This is a genomic window from Vibrio sp. 10N.261.51.A3 (assembly GCF_041471965.1).
GTDB classification, from domain to species: Bacteria; Pseudomonadota; Gammaproteobacteria; order Enterobacterales; family Vibrionaceae; genus Vibrio; species Vibrio crassostreae_C.
In genome coordinates this window covers 16,542-34,616 of record NZ_JBFRPK010000087.1, presented here as the reverse complement: position 1 = coordinate 34,616, position 18,075 = coordinate 16,542, and the positions used below count along the sequence as shown (strand labels likewise).

At 43.7% G+C, this 18,075-nt stretch carries 14 protein-coding genes; 8 read left to right on the top strand and 6 right to left on the bottom strand.

Annotation, left to right across the window (positions count from 1 at the left end; genetic code table 11):
• Nucleotides 1-12: 12 nt before the first annotated feature.
• The 4 genes from AB4371_RS19390 (at nucleotide 13) to AB4371_RS19375 (ending at nucleotide 3,319) form a co-directional block, all read left to right on the top strand.
• Nucleotides 13-246 carry a DUF3389 domain-containing protein gene (locus AB4371_RS19390; protein ID WP_372150519.1) on the top strand — a complete coding sequence of 78 codons (234 nt, stop codon included), beginning with the start codon at nucleotides 13-15 and terminating at the stop codon, nucleotides 244-246.
• Between the two features lie 153 nt (nucleotides 247-399).
• On the top strand, nucleotides 400-2,091 hold the full coding sequence (locus tag AB4371_RS19385) for an SgrR family transcriptional regulator (protein WP_102394480.1): 1,692 nt from the start codon (nucleotides 400-402) through the stop codon (nucleotides 2,089-2,091).
• Between the two features lie 49 nt (nucleotides 2,092-2,140).
• The gene (locus AB4371_RS19380; RefSeq protein WP_372150518.1) at nucleotides 2,141-3,046 is read left to right on the top strand and encodes a DMT family transporter; all 906 of its coding nucleotides are present in this window, start codon (nucleotides 2,141-2,143) and stop codon (nucleotides 3,044-3,046) included.
• Between the two features lie 21 nt (nucleotides 3,047-3,067).
• On the top strand, nucleotides 3,068-3,319 hold the full coding sequence (locus tag AB4371_RS19375) for a hypothetical protein (RefSeq protein ID WP_017060071.1): 252 nt from the start codon (nucleotides 3,068-3,070) through the stop codon (nucleotides 3,317-3,319).
• A 124-nt stretch (nucleotides 3,320-3,443) separates the two neighbouring features.
• Here AB4371_RS19375 and AB4371_RS19370 read toward each other — a convergent pair whose 3' ends face one another.
• The gene (locus tag AB4371_RS19370; RefSeq protein ID WP_017067299.1) at nucleotides 3,444-4,052 is read right to left on the bottom strand and encodes a DUF2238 domain-containing protein; all 609 of its coding nucleotides are present in this window, start codon (nucleotides 4,050-4,052) and stop codon (nucleotides 3,444-3,446) included.
• 201 nt (nucleotides 4,053-4,253) lie between these two features.
• Here AB4371_RS19370 and AB4371_RS19365 point away from each other — a divergent pair, with 201 nt between their 5' ends.
• Nucleotides 4,254-5,093, top strand: a complete 840-nt coding sequence (locus AB4371_RS19365; protein ID WP_372150517.1) for an isopenicillin N synthase family dioxygenase — start codon at nucleotides 4,254-4,256, stop codon at nucleotides 5,091-5,093.
• A 575-nt stretch (nucleotides 5,094-5,668) separates the two neighbouring features.
• The gene (locus AB4371_RS19360) at nucleotides 5,669-6,289 is read left to right on the top strand and encodes a DNA-J related domain-containing protein (protein ID WP_372150516.1); all 621 of its coding nucleotides are present in this window, start codon (nucleotides 5,669-5,671) and stop codon (nucleotides 6,287-6,289) included.
• A gap of 145 nt (nucleotides 6,290-6,434) precedes the next feature.
• Here the strand turns inward: AB4371_RS19360 and mrdA are convergent, their stop codons facing one another.
• The 5 genes from mrdA to AB4371_RS19335 form a co-directional block, all read right to left on the bottom strand.
• On the bottom strand, nucleotides 6,435-8,333 hold the full coding sequence (gene mrdA / locus AB4371_RS19355) for a penicillin-binding protein 2 (RefSeq protein ID WP_017060075.1): 1,899 nt from the start codon (nucleotides 8,331-8,333) through the stop codon (nucleotides 6,435-6,437).
• 376 nt (nucleotides 8,334-8,709) lie between these two features.
• Nucleotides 8,710-10,365, bottom strand: a complete 1,656-nt coding sequence (locus tag AB4371_RS19350; RefSeq protein WP_017060076.1) for an ABC-ATPase domain-containing protein — start codon at nucleotides 10,363-10,365, stop codon at nucleotides 8,710-8,712.
• Between the two features lie 120 nt (nucleotides 10,366-10,485).
• The gene (locus tag AB4371_RS19345; protein ID WP_372150515.1) at nucleotides 10,486-12,393 is read right to left on the bottom strand and encodes an EAL domain-containing protein; all 1,908 of its coding nucleotides are present in this window, start codon (nucleotides 12,391-12,393) and stop codon (nucleotides 10,486-10,488) included.
• A gap of 179 nt (nucleotides 12,394-12,572) precedes the next feature.
• A complete protein-coding gene (fabV, locus tag AB4371_RS19340; protein ID WP_017067782.1) occupies nucleotides 12,573-13,772 on the bottom strand; it encodes an enoyl-ACP reductase FabV in 1,200 nt (399 codons plus the stop codon).
• Nucleotides 13,773-13,853: 81 nt separating this feature from the next.
• Nucleotides 13,854-14,477 (bottom strand): arylesterase, encoded by a 624-nt coding sequence (locus AB4371_RS19335; protein ID WP_017069908.1) that lies wholly within the window; start codon nucleotides 14,475-14,477, stop codon nucleotides 13,854-13,856.
• On the opposite strand from AB4371_RS19335, the gene AB4371_RS19330 reads away from it, so the two are divergent.
• Together AB4371_RS19330 and AB4371_RS19325 are read left to right on the top strand one after the other, a co-directional pair.
• Nucleotides 14,476-15,150 (top strand): ABC transporter ATP-binding protein, encoded by a 675-nt coding sequence (locus AB4371_RS19330; protein ID WP_017067780.1) that lies wholly within the window; start codon nucleotides 14,476-14,478, stop codon nucleotides 15,148-15,150. The two genes, AB4371_RS19335 and AB4371_RS19330, sit on opposite strands and share 2 nt — an antisense overlap.
• Nucleotide 15,151: 1 nt before the next feature.
• Nucleotides 15,152-17,590, top strand: a complete 2,439-nt coding sequence (locus AB4371_RS19325; RefSeq protein ID WP_372135570.1) for an ABC transporter permease — start codon at nucleotides 15,152-15,154, stop codon at nucleotides 17,588-17,590.
• Nucleotides 17,591-18,075 lie beyond the last annotated feature (485 nt).

Genomic DNA, 18,075 nt, shown 5'->3' with positions numbered 1-18,075 from the left:
CCCGAGAAGCCCATGGTCATAACGTTTAAAAGTGGAAAAGTCATCGCAACCGCACATGAATTGGTTGTTCGTTTAGATGGTGAGCATAGAGTCACGCTGCAAGCCCAAGTTGATGCAATTCAATTGATCGGAAAAGGGGTAAATGTCATTTCAGCTAACGGTTCTGAGTGTAAATGGTCGATAAAATTAGACGATGAACAGCAGCTCCGTGAAATCGCTAATGAAATTGGCTGCGATGTAATGTAATCCTTTACGGTAAAAGCACTTAACCCTTAAGACTGAATAACATCTTAGGGTGTCGTACTCATAATTCACAATAAAATTGTGTCAGTAATATTGATTTTACGCCATAAAATAGGGAAACTGAATTCAATGTCCTTTGAATAAGTTTTCCTCTTTATGAGCAGCCCAAGACTTCGCGTTCAATTTGAAACCCTGTTTGAATACTTCGATGGTAAAGATTCTGATGTTCAACTCGACGACATCACGGATGTGCTTTGTTGTACCCGTCGTAATGCCCGAATGGTACTCAACAAGCTTGAAGAAGAAGGGTGGGTAGAATGGTTACCTGCAGCTGGTCGAGGGAAGTTATCTCAACTTATCTTTAAACAGAATCGTTGTGATGTCAGCGAGAACTTAGCAAGACGCTACTTGCAGGAAGGAAAAATTGGACAGGCGCTGTCAGTGCTTGATCACAATGCTGCCAAACTCACCCAAGTTATTCAAAACTACTTGGGTGTACAGTATCAAGAAGGCGAACAAGTTATTCGTTTGCCTTATTACCGTCCGCTATCCATGCTTAATCCGACAAAGTCTATGCGTCGTTCAGAGCAACACATCGCCTGCCAAGTCTTCAGTGGTCTAACGCGTTTGGATGAAAACGATCAGCTCCAGCCTGATCTTGCGCACTCGTGGCAGCAGATTAGCGATTACCAATGGCGATTCTTCTTGAGACCCGGTGTTCGTTTCCATAACGGGGAACCTCTGTTAACCAATCATGTTGTGGATACACTGCTTGCACTCGAACCTCTCAACATGTTTTCGCATATCAAAGATGTCTCTTCACCTGCAAATTGTGTAGTAGATGTTTTTCTCACACGTCCAGACAAGTATTTTCCCCTCGCACTAACGGAATCGGTCGCTAAAGTCACATTACCGATCACTTTACGTGGTGAAGACTACGATATTCGACCGATTGGAACGGGACCTTATCGCATTGAAAAGAACGACGAGAAACAACTCGTGTTAACCGCTTTTAATGGGTACTTTGGTTTTAGACCGTTAATTGATCGCGTTGAAGTTTGGGTGGTGGATGAGGCTTATTCTTCAATGGTTTACCCAAGCCTATCTAAGCCTGTTATGGCCGACCGTGGCGATAGCGATGAAGTAGAACTCGATCCTGGCTGCACGTATTTACTGCTCAATAGAAAGAAAGGTATTGCACAAGATCCCGCATGGGCACAGTTTTTATCTAACGCGTTGAATGCGGCGGATCTGTTTGTTCATATTCCAAAAGAGACTGTTATCGATTTGGGCGTGTTACACGCTTATGGGATAAAACCCGGTTGGTATGACATAAAGTTAAAAGTGCCCGTTTGTCCACCAGCAGATTCGAAGCCTACCATAAGATTAGCGTATCAATGCCAACACCCAATGTTCCCAACGCTTGCAAAGGCGATTGTCACGGTGCTGAAGCAATACAACGTCGATGTTGATCTTTACGGTTACGAAACCGATCCTCCGCACGCCGATGATGTTGATGTTTGGATTAACCCTATGGGCATCGCCAATAACAGAGACGACGCCTTGGCTGGCTGGTTAATGGACTACAGTTTTCTTGATGAATCTAGCCCGGCAGAGGACTTCGACCAATGGTGTTACATGATTGACCGTTGGCGTTCTGGTGAATTCGAGCAATTCCCAGCACGACAGTTAGGTAAACAACTGGTCCAAAGCAATCAATTGATCCCGATGTTCCATTGCTGGTTAGGCGTTAATAAAGATCAATGTGGTACGTTGCAAAACGCGAAATGTAATGCATTAGGTTGGTTCGACTTTAGCCAAGTTTGGGTGAAGCCTGACGTTGATTGAAATCCAAGAAAACTCAGTTAGGACCAAATAACTCATTTAGGAAAAAACGATGCAAACTCTGATGGTTACATTTATTACGCTGGTGGCATTTGCTGCTAAGTCAGTTTTGTGTCGCTGGGCCTTAATGGATCAAACGATTGATCCTTTGAGCTTTTCGATCGTTCGCATCTTATCTGGTGCGCTTACGCTTCTGATTTTATTAACGTTATCTTCCCAATCTAAGTCTAAACGTGAGTTAACAAACAACACATCGGCATATGCAAAACTCAAATCACAGTTTCAATTAACATCAATACTGTCACTGCTCGTGTATATGTTTGGTTTCTCGTTTGCTTACTTAGAGCTTGGCGCAGGTCTTGGTGCGCTGGTGTTGTTTGTCGCAGTGCAATTTACGATGATTGCCGCGCACTTGCTTTCTGGCAACAGAATGTCACTCATTGAGTGGGGCGGGTGTTTGTTATCTGTGGCAGGGCTTGTTTACTTGTTAATGCCAACGGAATCGACTCAAGTACCCGACTTAGTTTCTATTATCTTGATGTCTCTGGCCGGAGTTGGTTGGGGTATTTACACATTGGCAGGAAAGAAATCGTCAAACGCACTGCAATCGACCACCGCTAACTTTGGATTCAGTTCGCTAGTTATCCTTGTGGCATTGAGCTTATTAGTTTTGATACCGAATGCGTTAACGCAAGTGTCTATCACTGAGAAAGGTTTGATTTACGCGATTATATCGGGCTCTGTGGCTTCTGGTATCGGTTATAGTTTGTGGTATTACGTAGTGAAAAAACTGAATACGGTGGTGGCGTCTATTGCACAGCTTTCTGTTCCAGTTATCGCAACACTTGGTGGTGTATTATTGTTATCTGAACCTGTCACCATGCAATTTATAGTCTCATCAACCGTTATACTTCTAGGGATAAGCTTGGTTCTTGTCGCCCCTAAACTTAAGAAATAAAGAGTTCAATCATTAACTTCTATGGCTAAACCAAACAAGAAACAACCGACCAAGACGGTTCAGATTTTCTGTGCCAAATGTAAAACGCAGCTTTTTAAGTATCGGAAAGGTGGCAAAGGTGCACTCGTGAAATGTTTTAAGGAGCGTATCGTTGAAGATTTCACGACAAAACCATGTGTGTGCCCTGAATGCGGGATTGAATTTGCGCGAGACACTTTGGTTCGAGGTACGCCAGCCTACAAGTTTGTTGGTGGCAAGGTAACGATGAAATAACCCGTCACGATGAAACGACCAATCATTATAAACGAGAAAATAATGTTGAAACTAAAAATGCCACAGCACAGTTTGTGTGTGGCATTTCAACGTTGCTTTTGATACTCAGAGTAAAGAATTGAGCTCAGTAAGCTCTGACACGCCCTTGAAGCTTAAGAAGTAATAGCGAAACAATTGCGCCCGTCGTATCACACAGCATATCTTTCTGTGCATCCCAAATATCACCTTGTGAGCCAAGGAACGCGATACCTTCATCACCACCTGCGATCTCCGCGTACCACCACTCGATAATTTCATAACCTGCAGCAACACTCATAATCGCAAATAGCGCAAAGAAACATGCCAGCACCGGTTGAGCCAGTTTTTTACGAATCAAGTACTCAGCGAGTGGGTAAGCATAAAGGCCAATAGAGAAATGCGCGACACGGTCAAAGTTATTCCGTTCTGAACCTATCATGTTATTGAACCAATCAAATGGCACTTCCGCGAAGGTATATTTTGCGCCTATCGTATGCAAAATCAGCCAGATAAACATCAAAACGTAAGCTGTCTTAGTGAAGGTGAGCTTTGTTGATAACCACCAAATACCCACCAATATCGCGAGCGCTGGGACAATTTCGGCAATCCACACCGCTCTTGAAGAGGGAGCGAACGCTGAAAATAGAAACACAGTCAGATACAGCGTCGTCAATGACAGCAATGGTCGATTTTGAGCAAGTGGCGTGATTGTCATATCAAGATCTCTCGTCGAAGTTTTTAATAGTGTTACACAATAATGAACAGTGTTCAATTGGGTCTTAATCACCAGATTTGTTGAAAAGTGGTGTTATCGCCCAGTATCTAGACAAACGGTTGCTAGAGTTTCACAAAAGTTTGATTTACAACAAAGCGATCCTTAAAATCGCTCTATTACTACATAACAAGAAAGAAAGTCATGAAACTGGAAACTGTCGATTACCTTGCTAACGACGCAGCAGAACAATTTGTTCGCTCTCTACGTGAAACTGGTTTTGGTGTTCTTAAGAACCACCCAATCCCGAAAGAGCTTGTTGAGTCAATTTACGAAAACTGGTACCAATTCTTCATCTCTGAAGAGAAAGAGAACTTCCACTTTAATGTTGAAACACAAGATGGATATTTTCCACCTTCAGTGTCTGAAGTTGCTAAAGGCCACACTGTAAAAGACATCAAAGAGTACTTTCACGTATACCCTTGGGGTCAAATCCCTCAGCAGCTGAAAGAACAGATTCTAGATTACTACCAACGTGCGAATGCTTTTGCTCAAGAGCTGCTAGGTTGGGTTGAAGCTCATGCTCCTAAAGAAGTACAAGATAAATTCTCTATAGCGTTATCAGAAATGATCAACGGCAGTGAACAGACTCTGCTTCGTGTTCTTCACTACCCACCAATGCAAGGTGATGAAGAGCCAGGTGCAATCCGCGCTGCGGCACACGAAGACATCAACTTACTGACGGTTCTTCCTGCTGCAAGCGAGCCGGGCCTTCAAGTTAAAGCTCAAAATGACGAGTGGCTAGATGTTCCATGTGACTTCGGTAACATGATCATCAACATCGGTGACATGCTTCAAGAAGCATCTGGTGGTTACTTCCCATCGACAACTCACCGTGTAATCAACCCATCAGGTGAACGCCAAGAGAAGTCTCGTATCTCTTTGCCTCTATTCCTTCACCCGAAACCAGAAGTAGTGCTATCTGAAAAGTACACAGCAAACGAATACCTAATGGAACGTCTAAGAGAGCTTGGCGTTATCTAGTCAGTTCAATGCTTCGTCCCTAAAATTGGGATAGATGTGAAAGGTCAGCTAAGTCGCTGACCTTTTTTGTATCCGTACCAAAGAATTGCGGCTTTATTACTAGGGCGTGTTGATCTTTCGAGCTGATTTTTGCAGCGAGTTGCTGGGTATTTATACAAGGCAGAGGCTTTGATGTGTAGCTAGCCTACATGAGAAGCCGATAACGTAGTAGAAATGACCAGCAAACGCTGCCCGAAGGGTTCGGCTAAAAGCGTTTTACTCTTTGTTGAGGGAGATTTGCTTAGAATGACTAGGCTACTTCTCCCTCGCCGCGATTAAAACGCTTTTATCTCGAACAAAATTTAACCGCGAAAGGTCAACACGCCCTAATGGTTGTATTCAACGAAGTGGTACTCAGTTTTGACGATAAAAGGTGCCTTTAAGCCAAACGTTAGAAAGTTGTTTGTCCTTAAGCTCGACAAATCTTAGAAAATCGCTTTCAATTAAAGAAGATACGCAACGGATGCGAAACAGGTTACTTATAGTATCCACAGTTCTAGAAATCCATTAATTCAGAGAAGCTAACTGAGTCAACTATGTCGAATTATCAAGATGTGAGAGCAAACTTTCATTGCCATATGGAAAACCCATTGCTTTGGCCGATAATGGAAGTGCTTAAGCAAAAGCCAAGCGGATGGAAAGTACACACATTGGCAGCTCATCTGAACGATCTTGGGTTTGTGCCAGTGTTGGATGCTGTGCCTGAGAAAGAGTTGTTTAAAAAGAACTTCCTTATCATGAATGCGCTTTATCAGCTTCAAGAAACCTTACACCCAGATGGTTGGCTCCAAGTCCAAGCGATGGACATCGAATTGATGAATGGTCGTTATCACGGAAGCAGTCACAGCATCGATCATCAAGATCCACTTCGAGACTACTACATTAATTGGGTTAACTATGAAGCGGATGAAGGTGAAGTTAAAAGGCTGTTGAACGAATTTTGGACTCGGTACCGGAAGTTTGTTGGTGGTGATGAGCTCGATATGGATCGAAGCCGAGCGTTGAACTTATTTGAGCTACCCATAGACGCCACTCACCATGAGATTAGAAAACGTTGGCGACAACTGGCATTGAGATGGCATCCGGACAGAGACGAAGGCAACACCGCAAAATTTCAGACGCTTTGTGAAGCATGGCATGTATTACGAAGCTCATAATCGACAGTCACTTTTAACTGCCTAGCTGGGTGGAACCCTAAAATATAAAGCCCCATATTGTGAGTGACGCAAGTGGGGCTTTGTCGTAATTACGTTATGTTTTGGGTAACTACGTTATGTGTTGTAGCGACTTAAGTTATTGGTGTTAGGAGTGATCTTTGCTCTCACCACTTTTATGTTCAAAGGCATAGTCGAGTACTTTACGGATATAAGGCGCACCAACTTTTGAGCCACCGTTACCGTGTTCAATAACCACAGTTGCGACATATTCAGGGTGTTCATACGGTGCGAAAGCCGTGTAAAGCGCATGGTCAAGCAAGTGTCTAGCGAGTTTCTTCGAGTTGTAGACCTGGTCTTTCGCAAGATCAAAGACTTGTGCAGTTCCTGATTTACCGCCGCTCGTGTATTCAGTTCCCTTAAATGCACGTCTGCCGCTGCCTCGATTACCGTGGTTTACGAGTCGCATCGCATTGATTGGCACATCCCAAATTCTATCCGGTACTTCGGTGATTGAGGGCATTGGCTCCGGTTCGACAAGTTGTTGTGTACTGAAATCTTCACCATGATCTAAGGTGGCTCTTAAGATATGAGGTGGCATCACCTTACCATGATTAACCAATACTGACGTTGCTTTAGCAAGTTGCATAGGTGTCGATGTCCAATAACCTTGGCCAATACCAATCGGAACTGTGTCACCCTGATACCAAGGGGTGCGATAACGCATCATCTTCCATTCTCGAGTCGGCATGTTGGCGGTACTTTCTTCATAGATATCAATGCCTGTCGGTTCACCAAATCCAAATCGGTTCATCCAACTTGAAATTCGGTCAATACCCAAATCGAAAGCGGTTTGATAGAAGAATGAATCTACCGACTCTTCAATGGCTTGAGTGACATCGACAGGTCCGTGACCCCAACGTTTCCAGTCACGCCACGATTTAGAGTTTCGTTTAGAGCCAGGAATTCTCCAAACGCCATGGTCGTTACGGATGGTATCTTCAGAGATGACATGTTCTTGCAGTCCTGCCACAGCCATAAATGGTTTAACGGTTGAGGCAGGAGGATAAACGCCTAGAGTGGTGCGGTTAACCAACGGGTGAGCCGGATCATTCAATAAACGTTGGTAGTTCTTACTCGAAATGCCGTCGACAAATAGGTTAGGGTCGTAACTCGGGCTTGATGCCATCGCCAACACGCTGTTGTCTTTCGGATCGAGAATAACCGCGCTTCCAGTTCGGTGATCAAGTTGCTCAAAGACGTATTTTTGCAGCTCAAGGTCAATATTTAACACGATATCTTTACCAGCTACTGGCGGCACGTACTCAATGGTTCGGACTATTCGCCCACGGCTGTTTACTTCGACTTCTTGATAACCTTTGGTGCCGTGCAGAATATCTTCGTAATAACGTTCAACACCCAGTTTTCCTATGATTGTTGTAGCTTGATAATTCGCTTCTATCCCTTGTTCTTCAAGCTTTCTGAGATCGCTATCATTGATGTGCGCCACGTAACCAAGAACATGGGTAAGCACCTCACCATTCGGGTAAAAACGCTTTAAGCTGGTATCGATAGATAAGCCGGGGAACTGGTACTGGTGCACGGAGAACTTGGCGATCTCTTCCTCCGTTAAGTTCTCTAGAATAGTCACAGATTTAAAACGGCGGGTGTTGTGATAGCGTTTTTTGAAACGAGCGATCTGCTCTGCATCACGGGGGACATATTTGTCTAGCTTGGTGAGCATTGCATCGACATCATCGGTTTGCTCAGGAATCATGGTTAGATCAAAGACAAGCTTGTTCTCTGCAAGCAACACGCCGTTACGGTCGTAAATAAGTCCACGAGTAGGGGCGATAGGTAATACTTTGATTCTGTTGCCATCGGCACGAGTTTGATAGCTTTTAAAATTTTCAACTTGAAGTCGGTATAGATTGCCGACTAAGACAAGAGTGAACATCAAGATCCCACAAAACGCGACGATTACGCGGTTTTTGAATAGGTTCACTTCGATTTTATGGTCACGCATCTTAACGCGTTTATGATTCATTGAAGCCTCAAGGGTCTGTTACATTTGGTTACACTTGTCGAATCGGGACTTTATCTGAATATCACTAGGGTTTTGTAAAAGCTGTGTCATGTTTTGAGGGATCGACAGCATTAGATGGCGGTAAACAGTGCCTTTAATTTTCTCATTACAAAAGATGATAAGTAATTGATGTAAAGATTGGTTTTATGAATTTATAAAATTCAAGAGTTTTGACGACACTAGAGGTTAGGTCAAAAGAGGTTAGATAAATTTACGGCCCTCAGAATGAGAGCCGTAGAAGGTTAATTTGCTTATTTAGTGGCTTAGAAGCTTTAGTAAATTAGAAGATTAAAACTTCAAAAACCTAGAAGCACAATAAATCCGATATTTAACGAAATCAGTTCGAAGGCTTGAACTGAGATTTACGCATACGGTTCAGAGCAGCCATCACATCTAACGTTCTTGGTTTCGCTAGGTCACCGTAGTTAGGCATGTTAGCGTGCCATTCGTTTTCTAAAATAGCGTTAAACTCTTTAGCAGGGTTGTTTGACCAACCTGGAGTTTGTGCGAATTGGAACCAAGCCCAACCGATCGCATTCACTTCAGACGGTGATTCTAATTGCTCAAGCGCAGAAAGGTCTGCAAACTCTTTACCAAAACGCAGTGACTCTTTGCCTTTAGCATTAACACGGAATTTACCGTCAGTCAGAATGTTCATCAGTGAAGCACGGTTCAATGAACGCGGTACAAACGTTTCTAAAGCAGTTTCACATTCGTTAGTACGCTGAGTAGGGTGCTGAGCAATCACGTCTTTTGCTTTTTCAGTCACATCTACCGCTTGGTAGTCGTGCATTTGAATCACAGTGTTCGCGACATCTAGGTAATCACCAGAGCCACCCATTACAACAATGGTAGAGATATCCATCTCTTCACGAAGCTGACCAATGCGGTCGACAAGTGGTGTGATTGGCTCATCGCCTTTTGACACTAGCGCTTGCATACGCTCGTCACGAATCATGAAGTTAGTCGCTGACGTATCTTCATCGATAAGTAGAGTTTGAACGCCGGCTTCAATCGATTCTTGTAACCAAGCCGCTTGAGACGTAGAACCTGACGCATCTTGTGTGCTGAAGTCAGATGTGTCTTTCTGCATTGGTAAATGGTTGATGTAGTTTGACAGGTTCAAGCTGTGCACACATCGACCATCTTCAGCGCGGATCTTCATCGTATCAATCGCAGTTACAATGCCTTCGCGACCGTCACCAGGAATATGGTTGTAGATAGAACGTTCAACGGCGTTCAACAGTGTCGATTTACCATGGAAACCACCACCAACGATCAGCGTAATGCCTTTTGGAATGCCTAGGCCGGTCACGTCACCTTGGTTTGGAGTATTTAACGTAACACTCAATGATTCTGGAGCCGCGAAAGGTACCGCGTCTTTCATTGGAAGGTCGCAGTTACCCGCGATACGAGGTAACACACTGCCGTTTGCAACGAAAGCGGCTAGGTTGTTTTCATCCAATTGAGCACGCAGCGCTTCTTGGTCTTCAATCGTTTCACAATGTTTGATCATTGCATCGATGTTTAACTCACGCTCAAGCGTCGCGCGACGAATAAACTTCGGTAAGTAGAAAGTGATGATGTTGTTCGCTTTCTTAGCAAGAATGCTACGACCATCAGCTGGTAAATTAATACGGAAACGAATTTCGATGCCGTGGTCTGTGAATACAACAGCTGTGTTGTCTAATACGGTTTGACCCGTCAGCGCGATAGAAACGGTCGACTCTTGTTTCGCGAACTCAGAGAAGCTACGTGCGATAAAGTCACGAGCGGCTACTTGGTATTCGTAAGATTTTTCTTTCAGCCAATCTAACCCGGTCAAAGACCACGCGCGCGTTGCACGAAAACGAGAAGCTGACGCGTATGGGTCACCTTGGATGTGGTCGATGTGTAATTCAAAATCAGCAAAGTCGTATTGACCTTTAATTTGTTGATATGCACGGTAGTTTTGTTTTTCGAGCTTTTTAAGCTTTGCAGTCAACTGATCCATAACGAGGAATGCCTATATAAGGGGAAAGATAAAAACAGAAAGGCGGCGATTATAAAAATCACCACCTTTAGAGTAAAGAGAAAGTAGGCCTAAATCCAAAACTAACTGCTCTTTTTCGCTTTAAGCGTAACGAGTTGTCCCCAAATAGTTTTGATTGATTAAGCTGTGTTCGAATTCTTGGCTCGGCATTGGTCTTCCGTAAAGGTAACCTTGGCCCACATCGCAGCCTTCGTTAATAATAAATTGCTCCTGAACCTCCGTTTCTATGCCTTCAATCGTCACTTTTAAGTCGAGCTTTTTGGCAATTTGGACAATAGAACGAACAATTTCCGAGTCTTCGTGTGAGTTGAGCATTTGGTCGATAAAGCTCTTATCAATCTTAATGGTGTCGAATGGGAACTTCTTCAGATAACTGAAGGAGGCGTAGCCCGTACCGAAGTCATCTAGTGACAATGTAACGCCAATATCGTGCAAAGATCCCAAGGTATTCTTGGCAACCACTTCATCTGCTATCAGTCCACTCTCCGTAACTTCAAGTTCTAAGAAACGAGGCTCTAAATGATAGGTTTCGAGTAGGTGAACCACTTGTTCCGCAAAGTGTACGTTCTTGAGTTGAATTGCAGACACATTCACAGCCATCTTGAAATCTTCAACGTATTCGGACCACTCTTTGGCTTTTTCAATCGCATTGCGTAAAACAAAGCTGCCCACTTCGAAAATCAAACCGTTTTGTTCAGCCATGTGGATCAGGGTTTCGTTAGAGATATCACCCAAAACAGGATGTCGCCAACGAAGCAAAGCTTCAGCACCGACCCAGCGATGCGTCAACGGGCTAACTTTGGGTTGAAAGTAGAGCATAAGGTCATCATTACGAACGGCTTGAAGCAAATAGCCTTCGATCTTATTAATGTGAGTTTGTTCTTCGGTATGGGATTGAGAGTAGTAAGCGAACTTTTGTCCTGAATCTTTGCAGGCTAACATCGCTTCAGAAGATTTCTGCAGAATGCTTTCCGCGTCATCTTCGTCGTTCGTAATTGCAATCCCAATAAACGCGTGCAAATGCACTTTGTCACTTTCGATGTCGAATTCTGAATGACCAACTTTAACGAGCGTCTGGCAAAGTTCTTCAAGGCGATGGTGTAAATCTTTAACGCTAAACGCCAATACGAGGTCAACCGAAGTAGGGCGTGCAGTTAATACATCGATATCAGAAATACAGTCGATGCGTTTTCGGTATTCAACAAGCACTTGGTCTAACGCGTTATAGCCGTAGCGTGCTTGTATGCGTCTACCGTTGGTAAAACCAATATGAACGACTGCAAATGAGCTGTCTGTCAGCCTTCTCTGTGACAGTAGCTTGTGGTTTAAGCGAGATTCAAATGCGTTTCGGTTTAAAAAGCCGGTGCCGAGGTCGTGATTCTTTTGGAAGTTAATCTTCTGTTCAGCCGCTTTTCGTTTATCAATTTCTTGATTCAACGAGTAATTAAGGCTCGCGAGATCTTTAGTGCGATTGTAAACGCGGTTTTTTAGGTCGCGATTCATTTGGGTAAGCTTGGCGTGTTGGAATAGGGTTTTAAGCTGAGATTCAATCGAAGTCCGAAAGCTCTCTAACAGTTTGATATAAGTAGGGGTGTAGTGATTCTCTTTCGAGTCCAAGATACAAATGGTGCCAAACAGTTCACCGTTAGGCCAAAGTAATGGAATACCACAATAGGAGACTAAGCCGAGTTTGATGTCTGGGTTGTTGTCCCACTTAGGATCGGCAAGCGCGTTAGGCACAAGAAGCTGTCGTTGAGTTTCCATCACTGTTTCGCAGTACAGCCCATTCCCCAGCGTTTCAGAATCACCTTTGTTGTATGGGTTGTTCTCGCTACGACTGGTTGAAAAAACTTCAATGTAATTGGCGTGAACACGCATGATTAGTGCTGCGGGCACTTGATTAATTTGAGCTAAGAGGTCGACAATATTCTGCCAACCGTGCTCCATATCGTCTGGGATATCTAAATCGAGAGTTTTTATTTTCTTCATATGACTCCGAGTCAATTATGCTAAATGCATCAACACATCCTGTGTTAATTATGATGAACCAAAGAAAACTGTGAATCTTACGTTAACTAAGTATAAGAAATGTTGCACGAAAAAACCTCCGCAATTATGCAGAGGTTTTCAAATGTGAATCCGGGTCTCAGTAATGAGATAATTTTAGATTAAGGCTTTAACTTTATAAAATCTTCTGTATTAAGTTTCTGGCTATAATCTACCGATGGTTGAGCAAACCCATTTAATTGTAGAAATTCTTCTTTAAACCCTTGGTAATCCCCTAAGGTTTGGAAGTTATTTTCGTCCATCTTTTCTAGCAGTTCAGTTACGTGCGCTTGGGTTTCTGGGTCTAATTCCCAATCATCCATACGGATCAATCGCTCACCATCAAGTGGTACTTTGGATTGACCATAAAGTTTACTGCCAAACAGACGCTGCATTTGTTGGATACAACCTTCGTGGGTCTCTTTCTCTTTCATCACCTTATACAAAGCAAGTAAGTAAGGGCTTAATCCAGGGATGAAAACGCTCGCTTTAGTGACTAGGGCTTTACATACCGCCGCGTAAGCGTTGCCATCAAAGTTAGCTAACTCTAGATTAAGAGCGTGGCTGGTTTGGTGAAGGTCGATCTTAGCGCGTCCCAATGTACCGTCTAAATAGATAGGATGTGTGACTTCTGGACCCACATAAGAAAACGCGATTGTCTTACAACCCGGAGCAATAGATTCTGCGTTGATGAGCTCATCTATCCATTGTTCCCAATCTTCGCCTCCCATCACTTTGAGTGTGCTTTCGGCTTCTTCTTCCGTCGCGGCTTCAAGCGTGTTGGTGACCCAGTTGTCGTGTTCCAGAGAAATGGTTGCGCCAGTTACGCTTTCACCAATAGGTTTGATGGCAGAGCGCCAAAACTCATCGGAATCTGGTTTAGGACGAACGCCTGCAGCTAAGCTATAGATAATCAGATCCACTTCACCTTCGAAGTAGGTTTCAATGGCTTCGACAACTTGTGAGCGTGTTTCTTGCGAAAATGCGTCGCCAACGATGTTGATAGCAGTGCGTTGCTCTCGTTCGGCTTCTTTTTTGAAGTAGATGTTGTTGTACCAACCAGCACTACCTAGGGATTTTTCGTTTGGACCGCGCTCGAATGAGACGCCGATAGTGTCAGCTTTTGCGCCGCCAAAGGTAAGGGCAATACGAGCGGCAAGGCCAAAGCCTGAGGAAGCGCCGATAATCAGTACTCGTTTAGGGCCATCTTTGATTTGCGGCGCACTCTTAACAAACTTGATTTGTTGCTTTACGGCTTCTTGACAGCCAAGAGGGTGAGCGCTTTTGGCTACCACACCCTTGATAACAGGTTCGATCAGCATAAATAACCTTACAGTTAACGGTGATATGCACTCAGGCTAACGTAAAGCTGTGTAAAATTTATTGAGCTAGACCATTAAAACTTAAAGATACTGATATAATTCTTCGGCGACGAATTCAGCAATCCAAGGTTGAGCTTCTGGTTTTGGATGCAGTCCATCGTTCATCATCCACTCAGGTTTGAGGATGATATGCTCTAGGAAAAACGGCAAAAGTGGCACGTTTTGTTGATCAGCAAGCGCTGCAAAAACGTATTCAAACTGCTGGTTGTAACGCTTTCCGTAATTTGGTGGGATTTTAATCTGCATCATTATAGGTTTGGCGCCCGCAGCTTTTATCTGCTCAATGATCTGCTCAAGATTTGCAGACATCAGCTTAGGTGGGAAACCACGAAGTCCATCATTCGCACCAAGTTCGATAAGAACGGTGTCTGGAGCATGTTCTTCAAGCAATTGTGGTAGGCGGGCTAAACCATTGCCCGTTGTATCACCAGAAATACTCCCGTTAACCACGGTAACCGCTTTATCATGTTTTGCTAGCGCGTCTGGCAACAAACTTGGCCAACTCTGTTTGATATCCATGTTGTAACCAGCACTCAAACTATCGCCAAGTACCAATAACTTTGAATCTTGAGCTGACGCAGAGCCTTGAGCTAAAGAAGCGGTTGAAAATAAAATAAAAAATAAAAAGGAAATTAGTCGAGTCATGCATACATCCATCATTAAAGCAGAAGCTGTTTCCAAGACAGTGTCTACTAATCAAGAACATTTAACAATCCTAGAGCACGTTGATATCGATATTCGTGAAGGCGAAACGGTCGCGATCGTAGGCACGTCTGGTGCGGGTAAATCGACCCTAATGACGCTGTTAGCTGGTCTTGATGTACCAACGAAAGGCGAAATCAGTTTATTAGGACAGCCACTTTCACAGCTTGATGATGAGGCAAGGGCTAAGATTCGCAGTGAATCGGTTGGGTTTGTATTTCAAAGCTTCTTATTAATTCCAAGCCTTTCTGCGCTGCAAAATGTCACGTTACCTTGTTTGTTGAAGGGAGCAGACGAAGACATCGAACGCGCGACTGCTCTGCTTGAATCAGTAGGCTTGAAAGACAGGCTTGATCATTTGCCGTCGCAGCTATCGGGTGGTGAACAACAAAGGGTCGCGTTGGCGCGCGCATTTATGATTAAGCCAAAAATTCTTTTTGCCGATGAACCCACAGGCAACCTAGACCAACAAACTGCTGCCAAAATTGTCGAGTTGTTGTTTGAATTGAACTCATCCCACGGCACAACGTTAGTGTTGGTGACACACGATCCTAAGCTTGCACAACGTTGCCAAAGAACACTCAAGATGCATGTCGGTCAGATAGAGGAAGTCTAAATTGAATTCATCAAACGGACTGAATAAACGCCTGTTTTCATGGAGTATCGAAGAGATTCGACACGGTCAGCTTTGGCCAGTTTCAATCGCTTTAACGCTTATTATTGCTTGTGTATTTGCATTGTCGGCGTTGGCCGAACGTATGGAGCAGGTAATTGTTAAGCAGGGCAAAGATGCGCTTACTGCCGATATCGTGTTTATCTCAGCAAACCCAGTTCCACAATCCTTATTAGACCTCACTCAAGTTGAACAGTTAGAAAGCTCTCAGTTGACTCGTTTTTCAACCATGGCATTCAGTGACAACTCGATGCAGTTAGTGACGGTGAAAGCGGTTGAAAGTAATTATCCATTACGCGGTGAAATGATCTTAGTGGGTGCTGATAAAGCATCAAGTAACCATGTTGAGCCAGGGGAACTTTGGTTAGACGAGCGTATATTTGCACAGTTAGAGGTTGAGATTGGTGACGTTGTCACTATTGGCGATGCCGATTTAGCGATAACTGGACGAATCACTCAAGAACCAGGCTTAAGCTTTAACCCATTCCAACAGATGCCAGCCGTTCTGATTCATACAAGCGATATTGATGCCACGGGAGCGATTCAACCGGGCAGTCGTGTTAGTTTTAGGCTGTTTCTCAACGGTGATGATACAAAACTGCAAGCCGCGCAAGACAGCGTAGAATTAACACCAAGCGATCGCTGGCGTACTCAAGATTCTGCGAGCCGTACTAACGACATGTTCGAAAGCACGACTCAATATCTTTCGTTAACCGTTGCTATTGTTGTGATCATGGCTGCGACCACTTTGGTACTCACGTGCCAACATTATGTTGCGAGTCGCCGTAAAACCATCGCGATGCTTAAGAGTTTAGGTGCAAGCAAGCAGTGGATCGTTAAATGGTTGTCTGTACAGGTATCTTTATTAGTGGTTATCGGTGCAGTACTGGGAATAACTATCGGTATCGGCTTAGAGTTTTTGCTTCGTATACCTCTGGGTGACTTATTACCAACGCCACTTCCTAGCTATGGTATTGAACCTGCAATCTTGGCGATTTTATCAAGCATCTTAATTGGTGTTCCTGCTCTTGGTATCCCGTTAATTGGCTTGGTCAATACCTCGGCAATCAGCGTTATCCAATCAAGTCACCAGTCCAATGAAAGCTACAAGAAATATTTGTTGTTACTGGTACCGATTATTCCAATGATGCTGATGTATGGCGACAATCTATTGGTATGGATAGTTCTAGCGGGTATCGCTTGCCTGTTCTTAGTACTTGCGGTCGTTAGTACGCTTGTTCTGCGTTTGGTTGGCAAGTTACCGACATCGACGTCTATGCGTTTAGCATTGAGCCGAATTAATCGCACACCTTTAGCAACGGGGATTCAATTTGGCTCTTTAGCGCTTTCACTGATGTTGCTGTCTATCATCTGGTTGGTAAGAAGTGATTTACTGTCAGATTGGCAGCAAACCTTACCAGAGAACGCACCAAATGCGTTTGCACTTAACATTGCAAGCTATGAAAAAGACAGTTATCTCGAGACGATTGATGCAAACGAAGTAGAGCGTACTCAAGCGTTTCCAATTATCCGAGGAAGACTGACGACGATAAACGGTGTTGAAGCATCGGAATACAGTGATACCTCTGGAGAAACAGACGCACTAAGCCGTGAGATCAACTTCACTTGGGGAGATAGCTTACCCGAGTACAATGAAGTGTTAGAAGGTAACTGGACGCAAGAGCATGGCGTATCTGTGGAATCGGATGTCGCGGAGCAACTGGATCTAAAGATTGGCGATGAGCTGTCATTCACAATCAACAGCCAGAATGTTTCTGCCAAGGTGAATAGCATCCGCAAAGTCGAGTGGCGAGAAATGAAGCCGAACTTCTACTTCATTTTTACTCCAGATGTCTTGAGTTCAATCCCTTCTACTTGGCTAGTGAGCTTCAGATTAGAAGAACAACACAATCAGATGCTCAACGAACTCTCTCGAAATCATCCAACCGTGAGTTTGATGGATATTCGTAAGATGGGTAGCAAGATCCAAGAGTTGCTTAAGCAGATTGTTTGGTCGATTACCGTACTTGCGGCGTTAGGTGTGGTGGCGGGGCTGTTGCTTATCTTCACTCTATTGCGATTGAGCTTATCTCAAAGACAACAAGAGATACGCTTGTATCGAACATTAGGCGCGAGTAAGAAGCGAATTCTCAATACTATTTGGTGTGAGTACGGTTTAATGGCGTTAGTCGCAGGCTCAATTGCAGCCCTTGGTTCTGAGCTCAGCGTGGCAGGAGTGATGAACTTTGGTTTTGAGTTACAACCTTCACTTCACCCGATGTTGTGGATAGCGCTACCGGTGCTAACGTTCATCACATTAGCCGCGGTAGTGAATAGCTTAATCAAACGTTTATTGGCACCAGTAAACAAGGATTTTGGCTAGTCGTTAGCGAGATCTAGCCAAGCGCTTAAAACGGTCTAAAAGTGAGATTATTTATACTTAGTCATGCACTATTTATAATACGTCGCTTTAGACCGTTTTTTATTTAACCAACTGGTAGCATAAGTAAAAAATATCGCACCTTAGATTCCACTGTTTTTAGCATTTTTTAAAACTAATTACCCAATAATGCCGATTTAATGAACAGCGGTTAGTCCCTGTAAACAAAGGGTTTGCGCAACTTAGCAAGAACGTTATCAACAGTTATCCACAAAAACGGTGGATAACTTTAGGGATAAGTTAACCGCTATGTTTTAAGAGTACTGAGGCAGCCTTTATGTGGCGTCACTTAGGACAAATTTGACTGTTAGAATAACCTTTAAAACCCTATCTGGAGTTATTGAGTCAAGAGATTATTTATGTTTTTTACATAGATATTAAATCCCGCCTATCTAAGACCTTGATAAAAATGTGTTTTAATTCATCGC